The 26,286-nt window shown below is 38.4% G+C and carries 28 protein-coding genes and 7 tRNA genes; 23 read left to right on the top strand and 12 right to left on the bottom strand.

Going from position 1 to position 26,286, the window contains the following annotated elements; all coding sequences use genetic code 11:
- Positions 1–146 precede the first annotated feature (146 nt).
- The 6 genes from LMB56_RS01825 to LMB56_RS01800 are packed head-to-tail and all read right to left on the bottom strand — an operon-like array spanning position 147 to position 4,180.
- Positions 147–431 (bottom strand): hypothetical protein, encoded by a 285-nt coding sequence (locus LMB56_RS01825; protein WP_229283404.1) that lies wholly within the window; start codon positions 429–431, stop codon positions 147–149.
- On the bottom strand, positions 421–993 hold the full coding sequence (locus LMB56_RS01820; protein WP_229283403.1) for an NTP transferase domain-containing protein: 573 nt from the start codon (positions 991–993) through the stop codon (positions 421–423). The genes LMB56_RS01825 and LMB56_RS01820 overlap by 11 nt, the downstream gene beginning before the upstream one ends.
- Positions 990–1,481: a molybdopterin-guanine dinucleotide biosynthesis protein B gene (gene mobB, locus LMB56_RS01815; RefSeq protein ID WP_229283402.1), complete on the bottom strand. Its 492-nt coding sequence runs from the start codon at positions 1,479–1,481 to the stop codon at positions 990–992. The genes LMB56_RS01820 and mobB overlap by 4 nt, the downstream gene beginning before the upstream one ends.
- Positions 1,460–2,677 (bottom strand): molybdopterin molybdotransferase MoeA, encoded by a 1,218-nt coding sequence (locus LMB56_RS01810; protein WP_229283401.1) that lies wholly within the window; start codon positions 2,675–2,677, stop codon positions 1,460–1,462. Before LMB56_RS01810 ends, mobB begins: the two co-directional genes overlap by 22 nt.
- Entirely contained in the window at positions 2,667–3,164 is a 498-nt protein-coding gene (locus tag LMB56_RS01805; RefSeq protein WP_229283400.1) for a MogA/MoaB family molybdenum cofactor biosynthesis protein, read from the bottom strand. The genes LMB56_RS01810 and LMB56_RS01805 overlap by 11 nt, the downstream gene beginning before the upstream one ends.
- Positions 3,161–4,180: a HesA/MoeB/ThiF family protein gene (locus LMB56_RS01800; RefSeq protein WP_229283399.1), complete on the bottom strand. Its 1,020-nt coding sequence runs from the start codon at positions 4,178–4,180 to the stop codon at positions 3,161–3,163. Before LMB56_RS01800 ends, LMB56_RS01805 begins: the two co-directional genes overlap by 4 nt.
- 144 nt (positions 4,181–4,324) lie before the next feature.
- On the opposite strand from LMB56_RS01800, the gene LMB56_RS01795 reads away from it, so the two are divergent.
- The 4 genes from LMB56_RS01795 to narI are packed head-to-tail and all read left to right on the top strand — an operon-like array spanning position 4,325 to position 10,792.
- On the top strand, positions 4,325–7,990 hold the full coding sequence (locus tag LMB56_RS01795; protein ID WP_229283398.1) for a nitrate reductase subunit alpha: 3,666 nt from the start codon (positions 4,325–4,327) through the stop codon (positions 7,988–7,990).
- Positions 7,980–9,539: a nitrate reductase subunit beta gene (gene narH, locus LMB56_RS01790; RefSeq protein WP_229283397.1), complete on the top strand. Its 1,560-nt coding sequence runs from the start codon at positions 7,980–7,982 to the stop codon at positions 9,537–9,539. The genes LMB56_RS01795 and narH overlap by 11 nt, the downstream gene beginning before the upstream one ends.
- Positions 9,532–10,110 carry a nitrate reductase molybdenum cofactor assembly chaperone gene (narJ, locus tag LMB56_RS01785; RefSeq protein ID WP_229283396.1) on the top strand — a complete coding sequence of 193 codons (579 nt, stop codon included), beginning with the start codon at positions 9,532–9,534 and terminating at the stop codon, positions 10,108–10,110. Before narH ends, narJ begins: the two co-directional genes overlap by 8 nt.
- Positions 10,103–10,792 carry a respiratory nitrate reductase subunit gamma gene (narI, locus tag LMB56_RS01780; RefSeq protein WP_229283395.1) on the top strand — a complete coding sequence of 230 codons (690 nt, stop codon included), beginning with the start codon at positions 10,103–10,105 and terminating at the stop codon, positions 10,790–10,792. Before narJ ends, narI begins: the two co-directional genes overlap by 8 nt.
- Before the next feature lie 68 nt (positions 10,793–10,860).
- On the opposite strand, the gene LMB56_RS01775 is transcribed toward narI, so the two are convergent.
- The 6 genes from LMB56_RS01775 to LMB56_RS01750 form a co-directional block, all read right to left on the bottom strand.
- The gene (locus LMB56_RS01775) at positions 10,861–11,751 is read right to left on the bottom strand and encodes a DMT family transporter (RefSeq protein ID WP_229283394.1); all 891 of its coding nucleotides are present in this window, start codon (positions 11,749–11,751) and stop codon (positions 10,861–10,863) included.
- Positions 11,752–11,859: 108 nt separating this feature from the next.
- Entirely contained in the window at positions 11,860–12,507 is a 648-nt protein-coding gene (locus tag LMB56_RS01770) for a site-specific integrase (RefSeq protein ID WP_003663651.1), read from the bottom strand.
- Positions 12,508–12,523: 16 nt separating this feature from the next.
- The gene (locus tag LMB56_RS01765; RefSeq protein ID WP_229283393.1) at positions 12,524–13,378 is read right to left on the bottom strand and encodes a patatin family protein; all 855 of its coding nucleotides are present in this window, start codon (positions 13,376–13,378) and stop codon (positions 12,524–12,526) included.
- A gap of 438 nt (positions 13,379–13,816) precedes the next feature.
- Positions 13,817–13,975 (bottom strand): hypothetical protein, encoded by a 159-nt coding sequence (locus LMB56_RS01760; RefSeq protein WP_003674018.1) that lies wholly within the window; start codon positions 13,973–13,975, stop codon positions 13,817–13,819.
- 72 nt (positions 13,976–14,047) lie between these two features.
- Positions 14,048–15,127 (bottom strand): tyrosine recombinase XerS, encoded by a 1,080-nt coding sequence (gene xerS, locus LMB56_RS01755; protein WP_003667748.1) that lies wholly within the window; start codon positions 15,125–15,127, stop codon positions 14,048–14,050.
- A gap of 68 nt (positions 15,128–15,195) precedes the next feature.
- Positions 15,196–15,269: transfer RNA gene (locus LMB56_RS01750), tRNA-Pro, on the bottom strand.
- Between the two features lie 304 nt (positions 15,270–15,573).
- Here LMB56_RS01750 and fabZ (LMB56_RS01745) point away from each other — a divergent pair.
- The 19 genes from fabZ (LMB56_RS01745) to LMB56_RS01655 all read left to right on the top strand — a co-directional run bounded on the left by fabZ (LMB56_RS01745) (position 15,574) and on the right by LMB56_RS01655 (position 26,252).
- Positions 15,574–16,020 carry a 3-hydroxyacyl-ACP dehydratase FabZ gene (gene fabZ / locus LMB56_RS01745; protein ID WP_003667749.1) on the top strand — a complete coding sequence of 149 codons (447 nt, stop codon included), beginning with the start codon at positions 15,574–15,576 and terminating at the stop codon, positions 16,018–16,020.
- An 86-nt stretch (positions 16,021–16,106) separates the two neighbouring features.
- Positions 16,107–16,553 carry a MarR family winged helix-turn-helix transcriptional regulator gene (locus LMB56_RS01740; RefSeq protein ID WP_229283392.1) on the top strand — a complete coding sequence of 149 codons (447 nt, stop codon included), beginning with the start codon at positions 16,107–16,109 and terminating at the stop codon, positions 16,551–16,553.
- Between the two features lie 19 nt (positions 16,554–16,572).
- A complete protein-coding gene (locus LMB56_RS01735; protein ID WP_229283391.1) occupies positions 16,573–17,547 on the top strand; it encodes a beta-ketoacyl-ACP synthase III in 975 nt (324 codons plus the stop codon).
- 19 nt (positions 17,548–17,566) lie between these two features.
- Positions 17,567–17,809 (top strand): acyl carrier protein, encoded by a 243-nt coding sequence (locus LMB56_RS01730; RefSeq protein ID WP_035151133.1) that lies wholly within the window; start codon positions 17,567–17,569, stop codon positions 17,807–17,809.
- Positions 17,809–18,759, top strand: a complete 951-nt coding sequence (locus LMB56_RS01725) for an ACP S-malonyltransferase (protein ID WP_229283390.1) — start codon at positions 17,809–17,811, stop codon at positions 18,757–18,759. The genes LMB56_RS01730 and LMB56_RS01725 overlap by 1 nt, the downstream gene beginning before the upstream one ends.
- A complete protein-coding gene (gene fabG / locus LMB56_RS01720; protein ID WP_229283389.1) occupies positions 18,743–19,477 on the top strand; it encodes a 3-oxoacyl-[acyl-carrier-protein] reductase in 735 nt (244 codons plus the stop codon). Before LMB56_RS01725 ends, fabG begins: the two co-directional genes overlap by 17 nt.
- A 10-nt stretch (positions 19,478–19,487) precedes the next feature.
- Positions 19,488–20,720, top strand: a complete 1,233-nt coding sequence (gene fabF / locus LMB56_RS01715; protein ID WP_229283388.1) for a beta-ketoacyl-ACP synthase II — start codon at positions 19,488–19,490, stop codon at positions 20,718–20,720.
- 6 nt (positions 20,721–20,726) lie between these two features.
- Entirely contained in the window at positions 20,727–21,179 is a 453-nt protein-coding gene (locus LMB56_RS01710; RefSeq protein WP_035156358.1) for an acetyl-CoA carboxylase biotin carboxyl carrier protein, read from the top strand.
- The gene (gene fabZ, locus LMB56_RS01705) at positions 21,172–21,606 is read left to right on the top strand and encodes a 3-hydroxyacyl-ACP dehydratase FabZ (protein WP_229283387.1); all 435 of its coding nucleotides are present in this window, start codon (positions 21,172–21,174) and stop codon (positions 21,604–21,606) included. The genes LMB56_RS01710 and fabZ (LMB56_RS01705) overlap by 8 nt, the downstream gene beginning before the upstream one ends.
- 8 nt (positions 21,607–21,614) lie before the next feature.
- On the top strand, positions 21,615–22,985 hold the full coding sequence (accC, locus tag LMB56_RS01700) for an acetyl-CoA carboxylase biotin carboxylase subunit (RefSeq protein WP_122481179.1): 1,371 nt from the start codon (positions 21,615–21,617) through the stop codon (positions 22,983–22,985).
- Positions 22,982–23,830: an acetyl-CoA carboxylase, carboxyltransferase subunit beta gene (gene accD, locus LMB56_RS01695; protein ID WP_229283386.1), complete on the top strand. Its 849-nt coding sequence runs from the start codon at positions 22,982–22,984 to the stop codon at positions 23,828–23,830. The genes accC and accD overlap by 4 nt, the downstream gene beginning before the upstream one ends.
- Positions 23,823–24,599 (top strand): acetyl-CoA carboxylase carboxyltransferase subunit alpha, encoded by a 777-nt coding sequence (gene accA, locus LMB56_RS01690; RefSeq protein ID WP_229283385.1) that lies wholly within the window; start codon positions 23,823–23,825, stop codon positions 24,597–24,599. Before accD ends, accA begins: the two co-directional genes overlap by 8 nt.
- Positions 24,600–24,609: 10 nt before the next feature.
- The gene (fabI, locus tag LMB56_RS01685) at positions 24,610–25,374 is read left to right on the top strand and encodes an enoyl-ACP reductase FabI (RefSeq protein WP_229283384.1); all 765 of its coding nucleotides are present in this window, start codon (positions 24,610–24,612) and stop codon (positions 25,372–25,374) included.
- A 202-nt stretch (positions 25,375–25,576) separates the two neighbouring features.
- A tRNA-Glu gene (locus LMB56_RS01680) sits at positions 25,577–25,648 on the top strand.
- 5 nt (positions 25,649–25,653) lie between these two features.
- Positions 25,654–25,725, top strand: a tRNA-Gly gene (locus LMB56_RS01675).
- A 16-nt stretch (positions 25,726–25,741) separates the two neighbouring features.
- Positions 25,742–25,827, top strand: a tRNA-Leu gene (locus LMB56_RS01670).
- A gap of 6 nt (positions 25,828–25,833) precedes the next feature.
- Positions 25,834–25,907: transfer RNA gene (locus LMB56_RS01665), tRNA-Pro, on the top strand.
- A 185-nt stretch (positions 25,908–26,092) separates the two neighbouring features.
- Positions 26,093–26,163: transfer RNA gene (locus LMB56_RS01660), tRNA-Gly, on the top strand.
- Positions 26,164–26,180: 17 nt separating this feature from the next.
- Positions 26,181–26,252: transfer RNA gene (locus tag LMB56_RS01655), tRNA-Glu, on the top strand.
- Positions 26,253–26,286: the final 34 nt, after the last annotated feature.

The following is a 26,286-nucleotide window of genomic DNA, read 5'->3' as shown; positions in this document are numbered from 1 at the left end:
TGCTTCCTCCCTAATAAAATTCCCCAATTGTTATCATAATATTCCTATTTTATATAATAACGCTTTCTTTGGTTAGAAGCAACGATAGACAACTTAAAAGGCAGGGCTAAGAAAAGCTCTGCTTCTTTAGCCCTACCATCTAGGTTTTAAGGATGTCGTGGTAACCCCATCGATGGTCCCTGGAAATACTTGGTTGCACTAAAATCAAATTCCGGATCCTGGAATTCGCGGTAATGATCAAAATCAGCTTGAATTTGTTGAATTTGGTCATCCAATTGCTCTAATTCAGCATCTTTTTCCAGTGAACTCATTTGTTGGTTTACTTCTTGTTCCCGATTTTCTAACATTGTTCGTCTGATTGCTAAGTCATTTAAGACAAGGGAAATGAGTTTTTGAAAATCAGGATTTGTCATTGAATCTTTACTTTTCATTTAAATCAACCTCACGATAGTTTAAATTTGAAAATTCGGCACTTGACCGATATACGAGGGGGTGACAGACGCATTTATTAGTGATGAAACTACGTAATCGCCAGTCATCATTATCAGCGACCCAAGTAGTAACTTGTTCATTGCTAATTGAAAAATGAGCTAATGAATAATGACTATGCTGACTTGTTGCAATATAAGAGTTGGACGTACGAGCAAGAACAGCAAGGGAATCTTTTGTGAGATAAGGATAATCAACAGCCACAGTTAAATAGTCCTGAATAGTTAAAAAATGACTAGTACAAGCAATAATTGCTGAAAGGGGACCATGATGATCATAAGGGGGAATATCACAGATAATCTGCACAGTTGGTACTTGACCAACCAACTTTAATATATGCGCTCGATTTATTTCATTAGCACAAACAACGATCTGCTGACAAAAGAGTGTTAATTTCTCGACTGCTAGCTCTATATTGGTAGCTGGTAATCCTGGAACATGATAAGTAGCTTTATCTTTCCCAAAACGGGTAGATTTACCTCCAGCATATACTAATCCAATCATCCTGCATCCCCCTTTATTTGTTTTAAGTAGTTATAGCACCAACTTACAATTGCATCTTTTCCTAGCAAGTCAGCGGTTGTTCCATTAAAGATACTACCTGTTTTAAGAGGGGGAGTAGGGACAATATTAGTAGGATCTTCGCCAGGCTTTAATAATAAAAGTTGCGGATATTGAGTGGCTTCCTTATGACCTTCAATCAAGACAAAATCATTAGCAATGCTTAACATCTCAACCATTTCCGTTAAAGGCGGCACATTACTGTTTTGATGAAAGAAAAATTCGGTGGCAGATTGTAAGATAACCTGCTTAGCTCCAGCGTTACTCATTCTAGCACTGTCAGTATTTGGCACATCCATTGTAGCATTATGGACATCATGTTTAAGAGCAGCTACCCGATATCCTTCTTTTGTAAGTCTTTCGATTAAAGTCGTAGTGATAAGAGTCTTCCCGCTTTTCTTATGACCGATTATTTGAAGGGTAATAGCCATGCGTCAGTCTCCGTTCCGACCTTCATTGGAGTCGTACTATGCGGAATCAGTGCTAAACAGGTCGTCGTCTGGAGATTAGCTAATGAGCCAGATCTGTTGATTCCATTTGGATAAACATAAAATTGATTCTCTTTGAATTCATAAGTACAACGAAGGTAACGGTCGAACCCATTTGTTTTATTATATGGGGCTGCTAATATTGCCCGCACTTGCTTAATTCGGCTTGCTTGGTGTTGATAACGGCGAATCAGTGGTTCCATGTAAAGGTAAAAGCCAGTAAAACAAGCTCCTGGATTTCCAGAAAGGGCCATTATTAACGTATTATTTTGAACAAAGGCAGTCGTAACGCTTCCTGGTCGTTGCTTAATCTTATTAAAAAGCAATTCATCAGCTTTACGTGCTTCATCTCCAATAAAATCAAAATCACCGACTGAAACACCACCATCAGTAATTACAATTTCATGCGTTGCCATTTGTTCTTCAAGAGTCTGCTTGATAAGATCAGCATCATCTGGTAATTGGGTTTCAAAATCAACAATCCCACCAGTTTCTTCTACAAGATTTTTTAACATAATACCATTACTATTAAAGATCTTTCCCGGTTCAATCGTGGCATTAGGTCCTAATAATTCAGTTCCAGTGGCGATAATTGCAATCCGTGGTTTTTTATAAACTGTTACTTCTTGAACACCAAAAGCCGTTAAAACTGCTAGGCCACCGGGATTTATTTCCTGGTCTTTTGCTAAAACGATATCACCGCTTTTTACATCAGTACCAGCTTCCGTAATGTTAGTCTTGCTTTCAGTCGTAATAATTTGAACCTTATTTTCATCTTTAGCGGGCCGCGTTTTTTCAATTCGAATTACTTTCCCTACATCAGAAGGAACATATGCACCAGTCATAATTCGGACCGCATCCCCCGATTGTAATGGTTGATCCCAAGTTGCTCCAGCTTGAATCTCTCCTCGGACGTTAAATTCGCGAGGGAAATCATGATCATCGCTGGCTAAAATGGCATAACCATCCATTCCAGCCCGTCGAAAATGAGGATAATCATAATTAGCATGAACATCTTTAGCTAAAACACGGTGGTTAGCTTCTGATAACGGGATTATCTCTGTAGCGGTTTTAAGGGGAATTTCGTTAATCTTTTTCTGTGCCTCGGCAACTGAGATTGGAATTCTTCTAGTGAGCATGGTGATGAACTTCCTTTCGTTGAGAACTGCTTTCAAATAATAAATGTTCATATTCTGGCAAAATTAGTTTGTTTATAGCCGTTTGACAGGCATTCTGGGAACCAGGTAAACAATAGGTAAGCTGATTGCGGAAATTAAATCCGGCTAGGGCTTGTGATGCAAGCGCCCGAGTACCAATTTCATCAAAAGATATGTGGCGAAACGCTTCCCCAAACCCCGGAATTAGGCGTTTGAGGAGTGGACGAATAGCCGGAATAGTAACATCACGCTGAGCAATTCCTGTTCCACCATTAGTAATGATGATATCAGGAGTTTGTTGTTCTAGTTGAAGGTAGGCAGTTTGAATATTGACAATATCATCATTAACGATTACCCGATCAACTACTGATAAGCCCGCGTTAGCCATCTTCGTAGCAATTAATTTTCCAGAAGTATCGCTATCTAATGTTCGGCTATCGCTAACCGTTAAAATTGCGATTTTTTTCATAATAGGTCTTCTTTCATCAAAATATTTAACGACTTAAACTGTTTCTGGGCAATCGCCGAAGTAGGTAAGTCATACATAACAATCTTACCATTCTTGAATATACTTACTGGACGATTTTCCCATTTAAAATGAAGAAACAATCGATTTGCGTTAATTAAGAGCTCTTTTTTAGCCAAAAATTCTTTAAGTCTGCCAAAATTAATAGTTTTCTCTTTGACTGTATAATATGCATTTTCTCCACATAACATATGTAATTCTGATCCTGATTCTTCTTCTAAAGAAATACTGCTAGGCTTAGCACAAGCGGGACAATGGTGATTTTTATTAATAGCAAACTTACTAAATTGCATTGACCAATTGTCAACCGTGATCAATTCATTAAAATTAACCTGTGTTTTGTCAACCAGATAATGAAGCGCTAAAGATACCTGTAGTCCCGCTACAATCGGAATTAAAGCAGTATTAACCCCAATTAAATCACAATCGTTTTGTTTTAATTCATTAATATTAGGAAAAAGACAGTTCAAGCAGGGATGATTTTGTGGCGAAATCGCCATTACGTTCCCATAGGTTCCTGCACAGCTGGCAAACAGATAATCAAAATTTTTGATGATTGCTAATTTGTTTAATAGATCCCGTGCTTGATAATTATCAAGACAGTCTAAACAAAGGGTAAACTGATATTCGTCAATAAGGTCAGCAGTAATCGGCGCTGGGATCGCAGTAATTTGACATGCTGAATTAATTTTATGTAAATGTTCTTTAGCTGCTTCGACCTTAAGCCGCTGTTGGCTAGCATCTTCTTCGGTGAAAAGCGATTGACGTTGAAGATTAGTTACGTCAACAGTGTCAGGATCAATCAAGACAAGTCTTTTAACTCCAGCACGGACAAGTTGCTCGGCTGTATAACTTCCCAATGCCCCTACACCGACAATCATAATAGTTGCATGGCTAATTTTTTGCTGACCAATACTACCAATTTGATGTACCCTTTCTTGACGATCGTAACGATTCATGGATATTAGCACCTCATTTAGTTCAAAATATAGGTATTTCCCTAGTCGTAGTATAGCAGTTATGGTGCTAATCTTTACATTAGGGAAAAGACTTACTTTATTTTTAATATTGGTAAGCCATTCAATAAAGGAGGTCAATCAACGATGAAGTCACGGTTCTTTAACAAGGTTGATAAGTTTAATGGAACCTTTACACAACTTGAAGAAAATAGTCGTCGTTGGGAAAAGCTTTATCGCCAGCGATGGGCGCATGACAAAGTTGTCCGAACAACTCATGGAGTTAACTGTACAGGCTCATGTTCTTGGAATGTTTATGTCAAGCAAGGAATTATTACTTGGGAACACCAAGCCACAGATTATCCATCATGCGGCCCTAATATTCCAGGATATGAACCACGGGGATGTCCTCGGGGAGCTAGTTTCTCTTGGTATGAATACAGTCCAGTTCGAATTAAGTATCCATATATTCGTGGCAAATTATGGGAGCTTTGGACTGCTGCCAAGGAAGAACATGAAAATCCCTTAGATGCGTGGGCAAGTATTGTCGAAGATCCAGAAAAGTCTAAAAAATATAAGAAGGTCCGAGGACACGGTGGCTTAATTCGTGTTCATCGTTATGAAGCATTAGAAATGATTTCAGCTGCTTGCTTATACACAATTAAGAAGTATGGGCCTGACCGCATTGGTGGTTTTACCCCAATTCCTGCAATGTCAATGATGAGTTTCAGTGCCGGAGCACGGTTCATTGCCTTAATGGGTGGAGAACAAATGAGTTTCTATGATTGGTATGCTGATTTACCACCTGCATCACCCCAAGTTTGGGGTGAACAGACTGATGTTCCTGAATCTGCGGAATGGTATAACAGTTCCTACATTATTATGTGGGGATCAAACGTCCCATTAACACGGACGCCGGATGCACACTTCATGACAGAAGTTAGGTACAAAGGAACAAAGATTGTGGCAGTTAGCCCTGATTATGCTGAAAATGTGAAATTTGCTGACGACTGGCTTGCACCAGAACCAGGTAGTGATTCTGCTGTTGCTCAAGCGATGACTTATGTAATTTTAGATGAATTCTACCAAAAGCACCCAGTTAAACGTTTCATTGATTATTCCAAGCGATTTACTGATTTACCATTCATGGTTGAATTGGAACCAAGTACAGCAAATGGTGATCACTATACACCAGGTCGCTTCGTCCGGATTAGTGACTTAGTTGCTGATGATACGATTGTCAATCCAGCATGGAAGACAGTTGTTTATGACCAAAATAACCACAAGATTGTTGTTCCAAATGGAACGATGGGACAAGAATATAATGCTAAGGAAAAATGGAATCTTGAATTATTAGACCAAAATGGTAATAAGATTGATCCAGCACTCTCTATTAATGATCAAGATGGCGAAACTGAACAAATTATTGCTGATTTTCCAGCATTTAGTAATGACGGAAACAGCGTTGTGCAACGTCATTTACCAGTTAAAAAGCTCAAATTCACAGATGGCAAAGAACACTTGGTAACTAATGTTTATGATTTGATGATGGCTCAAATGGGAATTAATCGGACTGGTAATGATGAACTTGCTGCTAAAGATTCAATGGATGCTGAGAGCTACTTTACTCCTGCTTGGCAGGAAAGCCGTTCGGGAGTAAAAGCAGAGCAAGTTATTCAAATTGCTCGTGAATTTGCCCAAAACGCGGCCGAAAATGAAGGGCGGAGTATGGTAATCATGGGTGGTGGGGTCAACCACTGGTTCAATGCCGATATGAACTATCGAAACATTATTAATATGCTGATGTTGTGTGGTTGTGTTGGTATGACTGGTGGTGGTTGGGCTCACTACGTTGGTCAAGAAAAGCTCCGTCCACAAGAAGGTTGGGCAAATATTACTTTTGCTAATGACTGGGAAAAAGGTGGTGCCCGTCAAATGCAAGGTACTACTTGGTATTACTTTGCAACTGATCAATGGCGTTATGAAGAAATTGATAACCAAGCTCAAAAATCACCTGTTTGGAAGAGTAAACATTCCTACTTACATAATGCTGATTATAATCAAATGGCAATTCGTTTAGGATGGTTACCATCATACCCACAATTTGATCGTAATCCGTTATCTTTTGCAAAAGATTACAATACAACTGATATTAATGAAATTTCAAAGAAAGTTGTCGATGAATTGAAGAAGGGCTCTTTACATTTTGCTGCTGAAGATCCTGATGCTAACCAAAATCAACCCAAAGCGTTCTTCTTATGGCGTTCAAACTTATTTGCTTCTTCTGGCAAAGGTGCCGAATACTTTATGAAACATTTATTAGGCGCTGAAAATGGATTGCTTGCTAAACCTAATGATCGAGTTAAGCCCCAGGATATGATTTGGCGTGATAAAGGAGCAATTGGTAAGTTAGATCTTGTTGTTGATATGGACTTTCGAATGGTTTCAACACCAATGTACTCCGATGTTGTCCTACCAGCTGCTACTTGGTATGAAAAGAAGGACCTTTCATCAACTGATATGCATCCATTTATTCACCCATTTAATGCAGCAGTTAGTCCAATGTGGGAATCAAAGTCTGACTGGCAACAATTCAAGCTCTTGGCTAAGACTGTTTCTAAAATGGCAAAGAAATACATGCCGGGAACCTTCTATGATCTTAAGAGCGCACCACTAGGACATAATACTCAAGGGGAAATCGCTCAACCATACGGGGAAATTAAAGATTGGAAGAACGGTGAAACAGAACCAATCCCTGGAAAAACCATGCCTTCTTTAAAATTAGTTGCCCGTGATTATACTAAGATCTATGACAAATACATCACTCTTGGTCCTAATATAGTAAATAATTATAACTATAAAGTTGATGATCAATATGATTACCTCAAAGACATGAATGGAATTGCTAGTGAAGGCATTGGTGCAGGCTGTCCATTACTTGATGAAGACGAAAAAGTATGTGATGCAATCTTACGGATGTCAACTGCTTCCAATGGTAAACTCGCTGATCGAGCTTGGGAAAAGAAGCAAGAACGGACTGGTGAACATTTGACAGATATTGGTCGTGGTCATGCTGATGATTCAATGTCGTTTAAGCAAATCACTGCTCAACCACAAGAAGCCTATCCAACACCAATCGGAACTTCTGCTAAACATGGTGAAGCTCGCTACACACCATTTTCATTAATGACTGAACGAAATGTTCCTACATTTACTCTTACAGGACGTCAGCATTACTACCTTGATCATGAAATTTTCCGTGAATTTGGTGAAAATATGGCAACTTATAAACCATCTTTGCCACCGGTTGTAATGGCCCCAGGAGATGTTGATGTTCCGCCAGTAAAAGATGAAGTTACACTTAAATATATGACTCCTCATGGTAAATGGAATATTCATACGATGTACTACGATAACCTTGAAATGTTGACATTATTCCGGGGTGGTCCAACTATTTGGATTAGTCCCCAAGATGCCGATAAGATCAAGGTAAAAGATAATGACTGGATTGAAGTTTATAACCGTAATGGGGTTGTTACTGCGCGGGCGGTTGTTTCTGTTCGGATGCCTGAGGGGTCAATGTACATGTACCACGCCCAAGATAACGAAATTTACGAACCTCTTTCTACCATTACCGGTAATCGTGGGGGATCACATAATGCACCAACGCAAATCCACGTTAAGCCAACGCATATGGTTGGTGGATATGGACAATTGAGTTACGGTTGGAATTACTATGGACCAACTGGAAACCAACGTGATCTTTATGCAAATGTAAGAAAACTGAAGAAGGTGAACTGGAGTGAAGATTAAAGCACAAATCAGCATGGTCTTAAACCTCGATAAGTGTATTGGTTGTCATACCTGTTCAGTAACTTGTAAGAATACATGGACTAATCGCCCAGGCGCTGAATACATGTGGTTTAATAATGTTGAGACTAAGCCGGGTGTTGGTTATCCAAAACGCTGGGAAGATGAAGATCAATACCATGGAGGGTGGACCCTTAATTCAAAAGGTAAATTAAAATTACGTGCTGGAAGCAAATTAAATAAAATTGCTCTTGGCAAGATTTTTTACAATAATGATATGCCAGAATTAGATAACTACTACGAACCATGGACCTATGACTATAAGACGTTATTTGGCCCTGAACAAAAGCACCAACCTGTTGCTCGTCCTAAGTCGCAAATTACTGGCGAAGGAATGGAATTAACCACTGGTCCTAACTGGGATGATGACTTAGCAGGATCAACTGAATATGTCCAACAGGATCCTAACATGCAAAAAATTGAAGGGGATATCAAAAATAACTTTGAGCAGGCATTTATGATGTATCTTCCCCGATTATGTGAGCACTGTTTAAATGCGCCTTGTGTAGCCTCTTGTCCATCAGGTGCAATGTACAAACGAGATGAAGATGGGATTGTTTTAGTAGACCAAGAACGCTGTCGAGGATGGCGTTTTTGCATGACTGGATGTCCATATAAGAAGGTCTACTTTAACTGGAAGACTCATAAGGCTGAAAAATGTACTTTTTGTTATCCACGAATTGAAGAAGGTCAACCAACTGTTTGCGCCGAAACCTGTGTCGGTCGAATTCGATATATTGGTGCCATTCTATACGATGCTGATCGAGTAGAAGAGGCAGCATCAAATCCTGATGAGAGTAAGCTGTATGAAGCACAACTTGGCTTATTCCTCGATCCCAACGATCCTGAAGTTGTCAAGCAAGCACTCAAGGATGGCATTTCTGAAGAGATGATTGAAGCTGCACAAAAGTCACCGATCTATAAAATGGCAGTAAAAGAAAAGATTGCCTTCCCACTTCACCCAGAATACCGGACAATGCCAATGGTTTGGTATATTCCGCCGCTATCACCAGTTATGAGTTACTTTGAGGGACGGGACTCAATAAAGAATCCTGAAATGATCTTCCCAGGAATTGATCAAATGCGGGTGCCTGTTCAATACTTGGCAAGTCTATTAACTGCTGGAAACGTTCCTGTCATCAAGAAAGCCTTATACAAACTAGCAATGATGCGGCTATACATGCGTGCTAAGACTAGTGGTCGGGATTTTGATAGCAGTAAACTAGAACGAGTTGACTTAACAGAAGAACGTGCAACATCACTTTATCGTTTACTGGCAATTGCTAAATATGAAGACCGCTTTGTTATTCCAAGTAGCCAAAAGGCAGAAATGGAAGATGCACAAACCGAACAAGGTAGTCTTGGTTATGATGAATGTGAAGGCTGTGCATTAGCTCCCCAACACAAGAGTATGTTTAAGAAGGCAGAAGCTGGCAAATCAACTAATCAGATTTATGCTGATAGTTTCTATGGAGGGATTTGGCGTGATTGATTTTAGACGATTGACAGATTTAAAAGATACATTTGCCATTCTTTCACGCTTGATTGACTATCCTGAGACGGAAACATTTTCACCAGAGATTCGCCAATTATTACTTACAGATAACGCATTATCAACTGCAACGCGGGGAGAATTATTAAGCCTTTTTGATGAATTAGCCGCACTATCTTCAATCGAAGTCCAAGAGATGTATGCTCACCTTTTTGAAATGAACCGACGTTATACTCTTTATATGTCATACTACAAGATGACTGATTCCCGTGAACGAGGAACCATTTTAGCACGGTTGAAAATGCTATATGAGATGTTTGGTATATCAGAGGCGACTAGTGAACTTTCTGATTATTTGCCTTTATTGTTAGAATTTCTAGCATATGGCGATTATACTAATGATCCGCGTCGTCAGGATATCCAATTAGCATTAAGTGTGATTGAAGATGGAACTTATACCCTTTTAAAAAATGCAGTGATAGATAGTGATAGTCCCTATATTCAGTTAATCAGGCTTACACGTTCATTAATTGGTTCGTGTATTAAAATGGAGGTGCAAGAAGATGCATAATGGCTGGTCAATTTTCTTATGGGTTATTTATCCATATATAATGTTGGCATCATTTTTCATTGGAACATTTGTTAGATTTAAATATTTCCATCCCTCAATTACTGCCAAATCAAGCGAACTTTTTGAAAAGAAATGGCTAATGATCGGAAGCGTTACTTTCCACATTGGAATTATTTTAGCTTTCTTTGGTCACTGCTTAGGAATGTTTATCCCAGCAAGTTGGACAGCTTATTTTGGGATCACTGAACATATGTACCACATCTTTGGGTCATTGATGATGGGAATTCCAGCAGGGGTCCTTGCATTTGTGGGAATTGCGATTCTTACTTATCGACGAATGACTTGTTCTCGTGTTTATAAGACAAGTGATATCAATGATATTATTGTCGACTGGGCTTTACTGATTACAATTGCATTAGGTCTAGCATGTACTATTACGGGTGCATTTATCGATTACAATTATCGAACAACGATTAGTCCATGGGCAAGAAGCCTCTTTGTTCTTAATCCTCAATGGCAATTGATGCGTTCAGTGCCATTAATTTATAAAATTCACGTTCTCTGTGGATTAGCAATTTTTGGTTACTTCCCATACACCCGGTTAGTCCACGCTTTAACACTACCTTGGCAATATATTTTCCGTCGTTTTATTGTCTATCGGCGCCGTGCAAGGGTTTATTAGTATATAAGAAGATATAATAAAAGCATCAGATTTCTTTACAGGGAAATTCTGATGCTTTTATATTACGATTATTCGTGATTTGTTCTTGTAAAGGTAACAATTGTACTAGCTAAAATTACTAAAATAGCTCCTAAAACTAGGGAAGGAGTTACCTGAACAGGAAAGAAAAATGAAGAGTAAATAATAACAATTACTGGACCAAGTGCACGAACAATATTTGCTTTACCAGCTGTAATAAACTGTAAGCTAGTATAGAAAAGAAGTAGTGACATGAAGCCATTAAAGAATGCTCCACCAAAGTTAAATGCAACTGCTTGACTAGAAATATGGCTAAATGACGTTCCTGTTATGAGAGCATAGCAGAAAAGTAAAAGAGCCGAAGTAAAATGGTTAAAGAATAAGACATTATTTGGCTCTTCATCACTGACTAGATACTTAGCCACGATATTGTTGGCGGCATACATTAGTGGGTAGATGAATGCACAAATCAATCCAAGAAGGTTATCACTAAATTGAAGTCGGCTTCCTGAAATAAAGAAAGAACCGAGAATGCAAAGAATAATTGCTAAGTAATCCCACTTTGTAATCTTTTCCTTTAAGAAGATATAAGATAGGAAGAAAACATAAACTAAATACATCCGAGCGATAAGGGTAACTGTGATTGGACTTAAGGTTGAGAGAGCAATATATTGAAGAATAATTCCGATTGCATTTGTTCCACCCAAAAGCCATAACCACAGGCTCTTAAGATTGGTTAAAGAAACATGCTGACGAGTAATGAAGATTGTTGCAAAAGTAAAAATTGCAGCAAACGCACTAGTGAAAATTCCCCCAACAACCGGACTCAAGCTAGTAAGTGAAAATTTATTAAGAACCGGACTAATACTACTAAATAGGAGAGAAATCAGATTTAATTCAATTCCCCATAGTTGCTTCTTTGGGACACTTTTTATATTCATTTAGTCACATCCAATACTTTTTATTACTTTAATCCTAATGAATTATATTCCTAAGTCTATTAGGAAAATGACTAAATATTTTAGTTTACATAATATTCAGAATAATAACTATTCAAATTTGAAATTTTGAACAACTTTATCAAGGTCTTCTTGTTCAATCCCTAGGTAGTGGCGCGTATTTCGTTCAGAGGAGTGATTAAATAACTGCGAAATGATTTCAACGTTAACACCTTTCTTATAGAGTTGTCGACCAAAAGTTTTTCTAAAAGAGTGTGTTCCAATCTTAGCAACGATTTTATTATTTTCCGTTTTTCTAGCCATTCGTTGCAACATCTCGTAAAAACCATGTACTGAAAAATGACCTTCTTGTTTCCCAGGGAAAAGGTAATCATTTTCATCTTTATAATCTAAGTCATTAAGGTAATCAATAATCTCGGCAAGGCAATTATTCCAAAATAGTGTTTTAGCTTTACCAGTTTTTTGTTCAATAACACGGGTTTTAGTTTTATTTAGAACATGACCAACTCTTAATGTTACAACGTCTGATGCTCGTAATCCATTATTAAGGGCAATTGCAATTAGTAATAGGTTACGATTAACCAATTCAGGACGCGAATGCAACTTAATTGTTTCACGTAACTGGTCATATTCTTCAAGGGTCAAAAATTTAACATTTTCTACCCATATTTTCCGTTTACCCTTGATTTGACCATTAGTCTTATTTTTGGGAATATAAACTCGTTTTTTAGTTGACATAATATTTCTTCCTTTGTTAATTTGCGAGGTAATCAACTAAAGCAGGGACGATTTCCTCTCCTTCTTTCCGCCCAGTTTCATAAAGTGCTCGAATCTTCTTGATATTTCCCTCAATCCGCTTAATCTTAATTGGTTTAGAAGGAGCAATGTTAAAGAGCTTTCCTTCACAAGATAAACGATTGATTTCAGCAATCTGTTGGTTGTAGAGAAGGGGACGATTAATCCCTGCTTTAGCAAATTCGGGATAATCTTTATATACCATGTCGTATAACTTCTTTACAGCAGAACTGGACGGCTTCTTTCGGTAGTTAACATCCCTGGTTCGAACAACAACAATCTTGTCATAACCTTGTTGTTGTGCAATATCAAATGGAATTGAATCTGTGATCCCACCATCAAGGCAAGGACCTTGTGAAGTTTCCTGTGGATCTGAAAGAAATGGCATTGATGAGGAAGCTTTGAGGGCATTGGTTAGCTCCTCACCAACAGGATCCGTAAATAAAACTGTTTTTCCTGTTTTTACTGAAGTAGCGACGGCTGTGAAATGAGATGCTGACCGACGATAGGCTGCTTCATTAAAATTCTGCCAAGAATATCCGTGATCCTCAAAAAGGTAATCAAGATTAATTATTTGCTTTTTAAATACGCGAGCCATCGAGATATATTGGCGATCGTGCCGATGATTAATATTAATATTGGCTGCGCGTCCATATTGCTTAGAGACGAAATTAACTCCACAAAGCGAACCTGCAGAAACGCCAATTACACTTCGAAATTCAATATGGTGAGCGAGAAATGTATCAACAATTCCGGCAGTGTATTGGCCACGGAATGCGCCACCTTCTAAAACTAATGCTGCATTATATAACATAAAATGAAATAACTCCTTTTTGTCCGCCAAAAATAGCAAAAATGACCTAATTTTTTAGTGAGACACTTTTTCAATAAAATTATACAACAGTCTTACACGAAAATATAGGATTTTAAAAACTTGTTATATCAACGTTTATTCTCGGTTAACGTAAGACTCTTTTATCAAAAGAGTCTTACTAATTTTAAAATAATGCAAAAATAGGGGTAAAAACAGCTTTTGCCTCTCAGACGAACTGAAATTCATTTTGATGAGTAGTAAGTCGTGACAATTCGTCTCAGAGGGGAATAAACATTGCTTAGTATGTTTGGTCTTGCAGGAATTAACAAACGTCGATTTAACTAAATACTTTAAAATAAAACCGCTAAGCCTTAAATTCAGCTTAACGGTTTTTTATTTTGAAAGTTTTTATTGTAAAAAAGCGAATTATCATTAATACTAATGCAATTGTTGTAAGACCTTACGACAGTAGTAACAATGAATTTGCCCATCTTTGTCGGCTAGCTTGCGTGCGTGCATCGCAGAAAAAGTATAGTGCTCATGACAAAATGGACAAACATATTGCTTCTTTCCAAATAATGAGGTAATAAAGCCCAAAATTTTCTCCTCCATAAAAAATTTATACACCGCTTAACATTATAGCGAAGATTATCTTTATAGAAAAGCCTTTTATTCATTTGTTTTTTTATATGAAGTTTCACTAATTTCTTTAAGAGCATCACGTTGCTGTTTCTGGTCAACGTGGGTATATAGATCGGTAGCAGATGTTCCTTTTTGTCCTAACTGTTGGGCTACTAATACCTGATCTTTCGTTACCTCATACATTTCAGAAGCAAGGGTATGGCGTAATTTATGGGGAGTAAGAGGATGTCCAAATGCAGTTGAATACTTTTTGACCATTTTTTCAATGGCATTAGCTGTCATCCGTCGAGTTTGCTTGTGATAAACGGTTAAGAAGAAAGCAGTATCCTTTTTTAAAGCGTGGTATCGCTGTGCACGAATCGCTTGATAAGCTTTGATATAAGTAATAGCCCAAGGTGCAATTGGTACTGAATCTCTCTGGCCGCCTTTTCTTGTTACATCTAGCAGTGATTGCTTTAAGTTCAAATCCCCAAGGTTTACATTAGCTGCCTCGGATACCCGGACGCCTGTTCCTAAAATAAGAGCAATAATTGCAATATCTCGTTCCTTATTGACTTTATAAGAGGGGAGGGCTCTTTTATCACATTTATTAGGGTATTCCTCTTCAATGAAAGTGATAAAATCAAATTTCATTTGTCCCCGGTACATGTGTGAAGCCAGCGTATGCGCCCGATAATTTAATGTTTTTGTATCATTAAGGGAGTCAATTTTCAACATTACATTACGGTCAAAATAAGACTCGCCATTATTGTTATCTGCGGTGACTGTTAAAAATTTATACAATGACCTTAATGCATTAATAGAACGATTAATTGAAGTGGGAGAATTTAACCGTCCTTGTGCATTGGTAGTATGCTGCAAATAATCGATATATAGCATTACATCACTACGCCGTAAATTAGCCAGCGTATCAATTGGCAAGTCCTTATTAGAGTTAACAGAGACGAGTCCACTTGACCGTAACCAATCAAAGAATCGCCGAATTTCAGTTAAGTACTGATAGGTTGTTGTGACTGCATGGTTGGTCCCCAAATAATACTCGTTAACATAATCAGGAAGGTTCTGAAGCTCCTCTTGAATTAGCTTTAAATATTTATCTGCTTCCATTTTTATATCCTCCTTGATACTAAAAAGAGCCGCTTGAAAGAAAACTTTCAACGACTCTCTAAACCCTATCGGGAAAACAGGATTCGAACCTGCGACCCCCTGGTCCCAAACCAGGTGCTCTACCAAGCTGAGCTATTTCCCGTTAATAACGAACAAATATTATTTTACCAATTCTCAATTAAATAGTAAAGGAATATTTTAATTTAAGGTGATTAATAGTTAATGATTAAATGACATATTAGTAAAATTCCTATTAATTACAAAAAATCATGATTAACCGAAATCCCTTTCTAACATCTAGTGAAGATGATAAATAATTTTATTTTCGACTAGTTATAAAAGATACCTTTCAAAAAATAATTTGACAATCAAAATATTTTTGAATATAATTTGATCATCGAATATTTTGATACTCGAAATATTTTTTTGAAGGCAGGTGAATCTTTTTGGCAATAATGAATGCGCAGGAGATTATGGAATTAATTCCTAATCGATATCCGATTTGCTACATCGATTATGTAGACGAATTAGTTCCTGAAGAAAAGATTACCGCAACAAAAAATGTCACAATTAATGAATCATTTTTTCGCGGTCATTTTCCTAATAATCCTGTTATGCCTGGAGTTTTAATCATCGAAACATTGGCCCAAGCTGCTTCAATTTTGATATTAAAATCACCGCATTTTTATAAGAAAACAGCTTATCTTGGCGCAATTCATAAAGCGAGGTTTCGACAAATGGTCCGTCCTGGTGATGTATTAAAACTAAATGTTGTTATGAAAAAAGTTCGATCATCAATGGGAATTGTGGAAACACAAGCGCTTGTGAACGACAAAATAGCTTGTAATGCAGAACTTGTCTTTATCGTTGCTGAACGAGAAGAAAAGATTTAGCATGGTGAATCATTATCATTTATAATATATTTTGATAATCAAATTATTCGGGGCTATAGAATAAAATTGAAGGGAAGAAATATATTATGAGTAAAGATAATGATTACGAAAAAATCAATAAAGGATTAATCAAAGTCTATTCCGGAATTCTATGGATTGAAGAAAATGAGTTACGGAAAAGTACATTCAATGATTTAACAATTAAAGAGATGCATGCAATTGATGCAATTACGATGTATAACCATCAAACAATTTCTCAAGTAGCAGAAAAGCTTCATCTAACTCCAGGAACAATGACCTCAATGGCTGATCGTTTAATTCGAAAAGGATATGTTGAAAGAATTCGTGATAAAGATGATCGCCGCATTGTTCGGTTACGTTTAACCAAAAGAGGACGGGTACTATATCGTGCACATCGGGCCTTTCATAACATGATGGTTGAACGTTTTCTCGAAGGAATGAATGATGAAGAAATGAAGGTTGTTAAAAAAGCCTTGCAAAACTTAGAAGATTTTGTGGATGAGCATGCTTAGAGATAAGGATTGACAAACATTGCAAAATTTAAGAATTACTAGTACTGCGAGTTATCATCCACCACTTAATATTAATAACCAGCAATTATCAACTATTATGGATACTTCAGATGAGTGGATTAAAACGCGGACTGGAATTCATCAACGTTATATCAGCAATATTGAAAATACTTCAGACTTGGCTCTTAATGTTGGTAACCAATTATTGACTAATGCCAATTTGAAGGCAACTGAACTTGATTTAATTATTATTGCAACGATGTCTCCTGATGCCTATACGCCGTCAACTGCTGCCATTGTTCAAGGAGAATTAGGGGCGAAAAATGCAATTGCGTTTGATATTTCAGCAGCTTGTACTGGTTTTATCTATGCCATGAATACAGCTGAATTAATGTTGAAAAGCTCTAATTGGCAAAATGCAATGGTAATTGGTGCAGAAGTATTATCAAAACTGATTGATTGGAAAGATCGAAGTACTGCCGTATTGTTCGGCGATGGGGCTGGTGGAGTGTTACTTCAAAAGACAACTACGGCAACTCCTTTAATTCTTGGCCGTGATCTCCATACATTTGGTGACTTGGGAGATAAAATTGTTGCGGGAAAAACAACGCCTAAAGCTGGCTTCCCTAAGCAACTAACATCCCTTTCACCTTTTGCGATGGCCGGCCGTGATGTATATCGTTTTGCCACTCATGAAGTACCGCGTTCAATTGCTTCTGCCGTTCAACAAGCTAATTTAAAATTAGACGATATCGATTATTTTTTATTACATCAGGCAAATGAACGGATAATTAATCAAATTGCAAAGAGACTAGGGCAACCAATTACAAAGTTTCCAATGAATATTAGTGAATATGGAAATACGGGCGCCGCTAGTGAACCAATTTTATTGACTCAAGCTGTTACTCATGAACTGGTTAAACCAGGTAACATTATTGCAATGAGTGGTTTTGGCGGCGGTTTAAGTACAGGAACAATAATTTTAAACTATTAATAGAGAAAGAAGAATGAATATGACTAAAGAAGAAATTTTTGATACTGTAAAAACTATTACTGTTGATGAATTAGATGTTGACGAAAATCGTGTAACAATGAACGCACGAATTAAAGATGATCTTGATGCTGACAGTCTTGATGTTTTCGAAATTATGAATGAACTTGAAGATAAGTTTGAGATTGAATTAGATGCCGATGAAGGAATCGAGACTATTAGTGACGTTGTTGATTTCGTAAAGAAACAATTGGATGAAAAATAATGTACTACGGAATATTATTTAGCGGTCAAGGTGCACAGCGATCGGGAATGGGAGTCGAGCTTATGGCCGACTCCCTTTTTTCAAGGATTGTTAGTTGGGCAAGTGATGTTTGTGAGCTTGATTTACTCAAAATTATGAAAAACGAGCATAACGAGTTGAATAAAACAGTATATGTTCAACCAGCAATTGTAACAGTTAGTTATGGAATCTACCAAATGTTAAAACGTGATTTACCTCAACTACCAATTAAGGGGATGGTCGGCCTATCCTTAGGCGAGTACGCTGCCTTAATTGCTAGTAACTCACTTTCGTTTGAAGAAGGAATCAAACTAGTCGCGGACCGTGCGCGCTTTATGCAACAAGACGCGGACAGGGAAATAAGTACATTAGCAGCTGTCCTTGACCCTCAACTTCAAGAGATAAAAGAACTAATCACCGCTCAACAAGAAAATGGTCAGCGGGTTTATATCGCCAACTATAATTCCCCACGACAAATCGTAGTAGGCGGGGCATTAACCGACCTAAAGGCTACCCTTAAAAAGATGGAAGAAGACAAGCTTGCTAAAAGAACGATTCTGCTCAAAGTTAATGGTGCATTTCATACACCCTTCTTTAACGGTGCACGTCAACAGATGCATAACCGGTTACAAACGGTTGACTTCCATGAGCCACAGATTGAAGTCATTAGCAATACTACTAACAGCTTATTCCATTGTGAGGATCTTCCAGGAATTCTTGAAAAACAATTAGCTATTCCAACACACTTTGGAGCTAATGTTAAGGAATTAGTCAAGCACGCGAAAATTGATACAACATTAGAAATTGGTCCTGGAAAGACGTTATCTCGCTTCGCTCACCAAGTTGACCAGCAGTTAAATACCCAACACATTGAAAATCTTGCTGATTATGAAAAATTTATAAAGGAGCAAAAAGATGGAACGGACAGATAAAGTCGTTTTTATAAGCGGAAGCACACGCGGAATTGGGACAGCTACTGCATTAGAGTTCGCTAAGGCTGGTAGTCGGTTAATTCTCAATGGGCGTCAAGATGACTTACCAAAAGCGTTTAAAGAAAAGCTAGATCTACTAGGAACGGAATATCACTATCTTAAGGGCGATATTGCAAACGAAGAATCAGTTAGTGAATTAGCAGCAGCGGCGTGGCAAATATACGAGAAGATCGACATTCTTATCAATAACGCGGGAATTACGAATGATAAGTTAATGATGGGGATGAAAACGAGCGATTTTGACCAGGTCATCAATGTTAATTTACGCGGAACATTTATGTTAACGCAACCTATTTTTAAGAAGATGCTCAAAAAAAGAGCCGGTTGCATTATTAACCTTGCTAGTATTGTGGGGCTCCATGGTAATACAGGACAAGCTAATTATGCGGCAAGCAAGGCAGGTATAATCGGCCTTACTAAATCTATTGCCCAAGAAGGAGCGCGCCGCGGAATTCGTTGCAATGCAATTGCTCCCGGAATGATTGCTAGTGATATGACTGAAAAATTATCTGAGCGAGTAAAAGAACAAATTCTCAGTCGCATCCCCCTTAACCGCTTAGGACAGCCAGAAGAAGTTGCTAAGGCCGCAAAATTTTTAGCAGAAAATGATTATTTGACCGGTCAAACCATTGTAGTTGACGGTGGCATGACAATTTAGGAGGAACTAAATGACAAGAGTTGTAATAACAGGAATGGGTGCTGTTGCTCCTAACGGTAACGGTATTCAAGAATTTATAAGTAATAGTTTTGCAGGCAAAGTTGGAATTAAAGCGATCAAGAAATTTGCTGCCAAGCCGACAGGAATTACCGTGGCAGGTGAAATTGACGATTTTGACCCTAATGATGTCATCGGGAGAAAAGCTGCGCGCCGAATGGATCTTTATTCTCAATACGCCTTACAAAGCGCTATTGAAGCAATGGAAATGGCGGAGATTAACGAAACAAATACCAAGCCAGTCGACATGGGCGTTATCTATGGATCTGGAATTGGTGGTTTGACAACTATTCAAGAGCAAATTATCAAAATGCATGATAAGGGTCCTAGACGGGTATCACCAATGTTTGTTCCAATGTCAATTGCTAACATGGCAGCCGGTAATATTTCAATTCACTTTAATGCGCAAAATATTTGTACATCGATTGTGACTGCTTGTGCCACTGGAACTAATGCAATTGGAGAGGCCTTTCGTCAAGTTAAAGAAAGACGCGCTAAAGTAATGATTGCCGGTGGATCAGAGGCTTCGGTAAATGAGATCGGAATTGCTGGCTTTGCGGCATTAACAGCCCTATCACAAGCAACTGATCCACTTAAAGCCTCTTTGCCATTTGATAAAGCACGTCAAGGATTTGTTTTGGGTGAAGGTGGTGCAACACTTGTTTTAGAGGATCTTGAGCATGCGCAAAAACGCGGTGCTAACATTCTTGGCGAGATTGTCGGGTATGGTGCTACCTCGGATGCTTACCATATTACATCCCCTGATCCAACTGGTGCAGGAGCGGCAAGAGCAATGGAACTGGCAATTAAAGAAGCTGAAATTAATCCTAGCGAAATTTCCTATATTAATGCCCACGGAACTGCTACTCATGCTAATGATGAAGGCGAATCTAAAGCAATCAATCAGGTATTTGGTTCCGATAGCAATGTTCGTGTCAGTTCAACAAAGGGAATGACTGGACATTTGCTTGGAGCTGCAGGAGCAATTGAGGCGGTCTTAACAGTAGCCGCTTTACAAAAGGGACAATTACCGTTGAATATAGGTTGTTTTAATCAAGATCCGAAGTGCTCAGTTAACCTTGTGACGGCAGAAAATAGTAACGCATCAAACGCCCGTTACGCAATAAGCAATTCTTTTGGCTTCGGTGGTCATAATGCTGTTTTAGCCTTTAAGAAATGGGAGTGATCTATCTTGGAATTTAAAGAAATTCAAACATTAATGCAAAATTTTGAAGATTCTGATATTCGTGAATTAGAAATAAATCAAGATTCCTTTCAGCTCTATTTAAGCAAAAACAAGCAAACTCACAAGCATGAAAATCTTATAACAACCGAAAAAACAGAGCAAACGACTTCAGTTAAGAAAAAAGCAAACGAACAACCAACTTTACCTTCGCAAAATATAACTGCGCCCCTAGTTGGAACTGTCTATCTCCAACCAACCCCCGATGCAGATCCCTATGTTAGAAGTGGCGACCATGTAAAAAAGGGGGATGTTGTTTGTGTGATTGAAGCAATGAAAATGATGACAGAGATAAAAAGCCCTTTTAACGGAATCATTACTTCAATTTGTGTAAGCAATGAAGAATTAGTTGAAGTAGAACAACCACTTTTCTCAGTTCAGGAGGATAAAGATAATGACTAATAAAACTTTAGATATAACTGAAATTCAAAAAATCCTTCCTCATCGTTACCCAATGTTACTAATTGACCAAGTTGATGAATTAATCCCCGGTAAGAAGGCAATCGCACGGCGTAATGTCACGATCAATGAAGAGGTTTTTAATGGCCATTTCCCCAAAAATCCAGTTTTACCAGGAGCATTGATTGTTGAATCATTGGCGCAAACAGGTGCTGTCGCTCTCTTATCTCAAGAAGAGTTCCAAGGGGAAACAGCCTATTTTGGTGGAATTCGGTCAGCAGAATTTCGTAAAGTAGTCCGCCCTGGTGATACGTTAAGATTAGAAGTCAACCTAGAAAAAGTTCATAAAAATATTGGAATTGGTAAAGGCATTGCAACGGTCGATGGTAAAAAAGCCTGTACAGCTGAATTAACTTTTATGATTGGGTAGGTGGTTTGATGTTTTCCAAAGTACTAGTCGCTAATCGTGGTGAAATTGCTGTCAGGATAATACGGTCATTACGGGAGCTAGGAATTAAGACAGTAGCTATTTATTCAACTGCAGACCGCGAAAGTCTTCACGTTCAACTAGCGGATGAAGCTGTATGCGTTGGAACCGCCCGTGCCCAAGATTCATATTTGAATGCGAAAAACATTTTGGAAGCTGCTCTTGGTACAGGTGCCCAGGCGATCCATCCTGGCTTTGGCTTTCTATCAGAAAATGCGGAATTCGCGACAATGTGTGAAGAATGCGGAATTACGTTCATCGGTCCCCAAGCCTCAGTTATTGACTTAATGGGAAACAAGGAGCACGCACGAGAGCAAATGAAAAAATCAGGGGTGCCTGTAATTCCTGGAAGTGATGATTATATTACCAATGTTAATGACGCTGTTGAGGTTGCAAACAAGATTGGGTATCCAATTTTGTTAAAAGCGGCTGCTGGTGGTGGCGGTAAAGGGATCCGACGAATTAATGATCATAACCAGATGCGGCAAATATTTAGCGAGGCCCAAAACGAAGCCCGTCTTTCGTTTAATGATGACCGAATGTACCTTGAAAAGATTATGGAGAATGTTAAACATATTGAGGTCCAAGTCTTTCGTGATAATTTTGGCAATGCTGTTTTCTTTCCTGAACGAGACTGCTCGATTCAACGGAATAAACAAAAATTGATTGAAGAAAGTCCTTGTGTCCTAGTAAATGAACAAGAGCGAAAAACGCTAGGACAAATTGCCATGCGAGCCATTAATGCGATTAACTATCATAATACGGGGACAATAGAATTTCTAATGGACAAGGACCATCACTTTTACTTTATGGAAATGAACACTCGTATCCAGGTTGAACATACAGTGACGGAGATGGTAACCGGGATTGACTTAGTGAAAGCACAGGTTATTGTCGCTGCGAATGAACCACTTCCCTTTACCCAACAGGATATTCAGGTTCATGGACATGCGATTGAGTGTCGGATAAATGCTGAAAATCCTAAGCAAAACTTTATGCCAGTGACGGGGACGATTAATTACTTGTATCTTCCAGTCGGTAATTTGGGGATGCGAATTGATACTGCTATTTATCCTGGCAGCAAGATCACTCCTTATTATGATTCAATGATCGCTAAGGTAATTGCACTTGGTCAAGATCGCCAAGAAGCCATTGAAAAAATCAAACGACTTTTGAATGAAATGGTAATTATGGGCGTAACAACCAATCAGAATTTCCATTTAGCAATCCTAAACAATCCTAAATTTTTGGCAGGAACAGCTTCAACAACGTTTCTTGAAGACTCCTTCTTGCCACAATGGAAAAAGGAGCTGACAGCGTGAAATTATATGATCAAAATAATACTTTAAGTGAACGGCACATCAAAGCAGATAAAAATGCTGATGAAAGGGTCCCAGATCAAATGTGGCTAAGATGTCCACATTGTCATCAATTGCTATTCGCTAAGCAGTTAACACAATATGCTGTTTGTCCCAACTGTGACTATGGATTACGAATACCTGCTCGCCATCGACTTTCATGGTTAGTGGATTCATTTAAAGAATTCGATAAGGATCTCCAGACAAAGAATCCGTTACATTTTCCTGGATACCAAGAAAAAATCAGCAAACTTCAAAGACAAACTAAGCTGAATGATTCAGTCCTAACTGGTGAAGCTTCGATTAATGATCAGCTATTTTCACTAGGCATTATGGATCCAACATTTATTATGGGATCACTCGGAACTGTTACCGGTGAAAAGATAACGCGCTTATTTGAATATGCAACTACCCATCGCCAAGCAGTAGTATTATTCACTGCTTCAGGCGGGGCACGGATGCAAGAAGGAATTATGTCGTTAATGCAGATGGCGAAGGTTTCACAAACAATAAATGAGCATGCTGCTGCAGGACTTTTATACATCGTGATATTAACCGATCCAACAACTGGTGGAGTAACTGCTAGTTTCGCGATGGACGGAGATATTATTCTCGCTGAGCCCCATGCACTTGTTGGCTTTGCTGGCCGTCGCGTTATTGAACAGACGATTCACCAGCAAATTCCTGTCGACCTCCAATCAGCTGAAAACATCCTGCATCATGGGTTTATTGATCGAATTGTAAAACGTCAAGATGAAAAACAGCTGCTTGAATGGCTATTAAAAACAGGGAGCGTTGCTAATGAATGAACAATTATCAGCAAGCGAGATTGTTAAACGTGCTCGCAGTGCCAATAAAATTACGGGGATGGAGATTATTCAAAATGTTTTCCCAGATTTTGTTGAGTTACATGGCGACCGGGCAGGCGGGGATGATCCTGCAATCATCGGTGGAATTGCTACTTTCCATCAGCAAACAGTTACCGTCATTACAACTGATCGAGGAAAAACAACAGAAGAGAAAATCATAAAGCATTTTGGCTCACCAATGCCTAGTGGTTATCGCAAGGCGCTCCGTTTAATTAAGCAAGCAGCTAAATTTAAGCGACCTGTATTCTGTTTTGTTAATACCGCAGGAGCATTTCCTAGTAAGGAAGCCGAAGAAAATGGGCAAGGAAGTGCGATTGCCCAAAACATTTTACAAATAAGTCAGCTTGCTATTCCAATTATCACGATTATTTATGGTGAAGGAGGTAGTGGGGGAGCCTTAGCATTGGCATGTGGAGATGAGGTATGGATGTTAGAAAATAGTACTTATTCTATATTATCTCCTGAAGGGTTTGCCTCCATTATGTGGAAAGATAGTACGAAGGCAGATAAAGCGGCAGAATTAATGCAAATGGTGCCGCAAGCTTTATTAAAACAAGGGATTATCGAAGGAATTATTTCAGAAAGCGAAAAACACCAACAAACTTGCAAAAATATCGAGCAGGTTTTACTAAAGCGATTAAACAAACTGCAAGAATTATCACCAAATCAACTTCTAGCAAATAGAAAAAAACGTTATCGAAAGTTTTAAGGAGGATAATATGGGAAATATATTAACAGGAAAAAAGATCGTTGTTATGGGGGTAGCTAATAAGCGTTCTATTGCATGGGGATGTGCACAAATGATGGCTGAACAAGGCGCCCAAATTATCTATACTTATCAGAATTTCAGAATGAAAAAAAGCCTACAACGGTTAGTAGATGATGAAAATCAATTAATTGAATGTGATGTAGCGGATGATGAAAGTATTGAACAAGCCTTTACAACTATCAAGGAACGTTTTACAAAAGTAGATGGGATTGTACACGCAATTGCTTTTGCCAAAAAAGAAGAATTAGCTGGCTCAATTCTTGGTGCTAGTCGCAAAGGTTATGCAATCGCGCAAGATATTTCGTCTTATTCCCTTATTGCTGTCACTAAAGTTGCTAATCAGTTAGATTTATTAAATAATCCTGCAAGTATTGTTACCTTAACCTATTTTGGCTCTGAACGTGCTATTCCTAACTATAATGTAATGGGAATTGCTAAAGCTGCCCTTGAAGCTAGTGTTCGCTATTTAGCACGGGATTTAGGACAAAAACGAATCCGTGTTAATGCAATCTCTGCTGGAGCGGTTAAGACATTAGCAGTTACAGGTATTAAAGGTCATGATGAACTTTTAAAGATGTCCCAAGCAAGAACTGTTGATGGAGAAGATGTAACTATTAGCGAAATTGGGAACGTGTGTGCATTCTTAATGAGCGATTTATCAACTGGAGTTACTGGCGACACCATTTATGTTGATAAGGGGGTACACTTGATTTAAGAATATAAATTTTAAAGACTGGGAAATGAGATTTTTTCAGTCTTTTTGCTGTCTTTTAGAAGGAAAATATAACAATAGCAAGAACTTTTTAGAAAAAACTAAAAAAAGTTCTTGCTATTTTATAGATCAGTTGGTATTATTAATAACGTTGTGAAAGACGAGTTAACAATTTTGAGAAAAATTGTTTGATATATTTAAAAATGGCCCGTTAGTCAAGTGGTTAAGACACCAGCCTTTCACGCTGGTATCGTGGGTTCAAATCCCGCACGGGTCACTTTTGCGGAAGTAGTTCAGTGGTAGAACATCACCTTGCCATGGTGGGGGTCGCGGGTTCGAATCCCGTCTTCCGCTTAGTCAGTTCTATTATGCCGGGGTGGCGGAATTGGCAGACGCACAGGACTTAAAATCCTGCGGTTAGTGATAACCGTACCGGTTCGATCCCGGTCCTCGGCACTATTTCGGGAAATAGCTCAGCTTGGTAGAGCACCTGGTTTGGGACCAGGGGGTCGCAGGTTCGAATCCTGTTTTCCCGATCTGGCTAAACAGCTAAGAGGTAATTTTCTTAGCTGTTTTTTTGTAGTCAAAATTTGATTTTTACTTTGTAATAAGCAGTATTAACGCAGCCATTAATTAGTTTTTTGAAATAAAATAAACTTTTTTTGAAAAAAGTATTGCTTTTTATAGGATAACTTGATAATATAATATTCGTCGCTGATATGCGGGTATAGTTCAGTGGTAAAACCACAGCCTTCCAAGCTGTTGTCGCGAGTTCGATTCTCGTTACCCGCTTTTAATTAATTTAATATGGCCCGTTAGTCAAGTGGTTAAGACACCAGCCTTTCACGCTGGTATCGTGGGTTCAAATCCCGCACGGGTCACTTTTGGAGGATTAGCTCAGTTGGGAGAGCATCT

The organism is Limosilactobacillus reuteri, from assembly GCF_020785355.1.
In the GTDB taxonomy this organism is placed as follows: Bacteria; Bacillota; Bacilli; order Lactobacillales; family Lactobacillaceae; genus Limosilactobacillus; species Limosilactobacillus reuteri_I.
This window is presented reverse-complemented; position numbering and strand designations above follow the sequence as displayed.

What these genes read in the sequence shown, in the direction of transcription:
- LMB56_RS01825 (WP_229283404.1), bottom strand. Translation starts at nt 431, where the DNA reads ATGAAAAGTAAAGATTCAATGACAAATCCTGATTTTCAAAAACTCATT.
- LMB56_RS01820 (WP_229283403.1), bottom strand. Translation starts at nt 993, where the DNA reads ATGATTGGATTAGTATATGCTGGAGGTAAATCTACCCGTTTTGGGAAA.
- mobB (WP_229283402.1), bottom strand. Translation starts at nt 1,481, where the DNA reads ATGGCTATTACCCTTCAAATAATCGGTCATAAGAAAAGCGGGAAGACT.
- LMB56_RS01810 (WP_229283401.1), bottom strand. Translation starts at nt 2,677, where the DNA reads ATGCTCACTAGAAGAATTCCAATCTCAGTTGCCGAGGCACAGAAAAAG.
- LMB56_RS01805 (WP_229283400.1), bottom strand. Translation starts at nt 3,164, where the DNA reads ATGAAAAAAATCGCAATTTTAACGGTTAGCGATAGCCGAACATTAGAT.
- LMB56_RS01800 (WP_229283399.1), bottom strand. Translation starts at nt 4,180, where the DNA reads ATGAATCGTTACGATCGTCAAGAAAGGGTACATCAAATTGGTAGTATT.
- LMB56_RS01795 (WP_229283398.1), top strand. Translation starts at nt 4,325, where the DNA reads ATGAAGTCACGGTTCTTTAACAAGGTTGATAAGTTTAATGGAACCTTT.
- narI (WP_229283395.1), top strand. Translation starts at nt 10,103, where the DNA reads ATGCATAATGGCTGGTCAATTTTCTTATGGGTTATTTATCCATATATA.
- LMB56_RS01775 (WP_229283394.1), bottom strand. Translation starts at nt 11,751, where the DNA reads ATGAATATAAAAAGTGTCCCAAAGAAGCAACTATGGGGAATTGAATTA.
- LMB56_RS01770 (WP_003663651.1), bottom strand. Translation starts at nt 12,507, where the DNA reads ATGTCAACTAAAAAACGAGTTTATATTCCCAAAAATAAGACTAATGGT.
- LMB56_RS01765 (WP_229283393.1), bottom strand. Translation starts at nt 13,378, where the DNA reads ATGTTATATAATGCAGCATTAGTTTTAGAAGGTGGCGCATTCCGTGGC.
- xerS (WP_003667748.1), bottom strand. Translation starts at nt 15,127, where the DNA reads ATGGAAGCAGATAAATATTTAAAGCTAATTCAAGAGGAGCTTCAGAAC.
- LMB56_RS01740 (WP_229283392.1), top strand. Translation starts at nt 16,107, where the DNA reads ATGAGTAAAGATAATGATTACGAAAAAATCAATAAAGGATTAATCAAA.
- LMB56_RS01730 (WP_035151133.1), top strand. Translation starts at nt 17,567, where the DNA reads ATGACTAAAGAAGAAATTTTTGATACTGTAAAAACTATTACTGTTGAT.
- LMB56_RS01725 (WP_229283390.1), top strand. Translation starts at nt 17,809, where the DNA reads ATGTACTACGGAATATTATTTAGCGGTCAAGGTGCACAGCGATCGGGA.
- fabG (WP_229283389.1), top strand. Translation starts at nt 18,743, where the DNA reads ATGGAACGGACAGATAAAGTCGTTTTTATAAGCGGAAGCACACGCGGA.
- fabF (WP_229283388.1), top strand. Translation starts at nt 19,488, where the DNA reads ATGACAAGAGTTGTAATAACAGGAATGGGTGCTGTTGCTCCTAACGGT.
- fabZ (WP_229283387.1), top strand. Translation starts at nt 21,172, where the DNA reads ATGACTAATAAAACTTTAGATATAACTGAAATTCAAAAAATCCTTCCT.
- accC (WP_122481179.1), top strand. Translation starts at nt 21,615, where the DNA reads ATGTTTTCCAAAGTACTAGTCGCTAATCGTGGTGAAATTGCTGTCAGG.
- accA (WP_229283385.1), top strand. Translation starts at nt 23,823, where the DNA reads ATGAATGAACAATTATCAGCAAGCGAGATTGTTAAACGTGCTCGCAGT.
- fabI (WP_229283384.1), top strand. Translation starts at nt 24,610, where the DNA reads ATGGGAAATATATTAACAGGAAAAAAGATCGTTGTTATGGGGGTAGCT.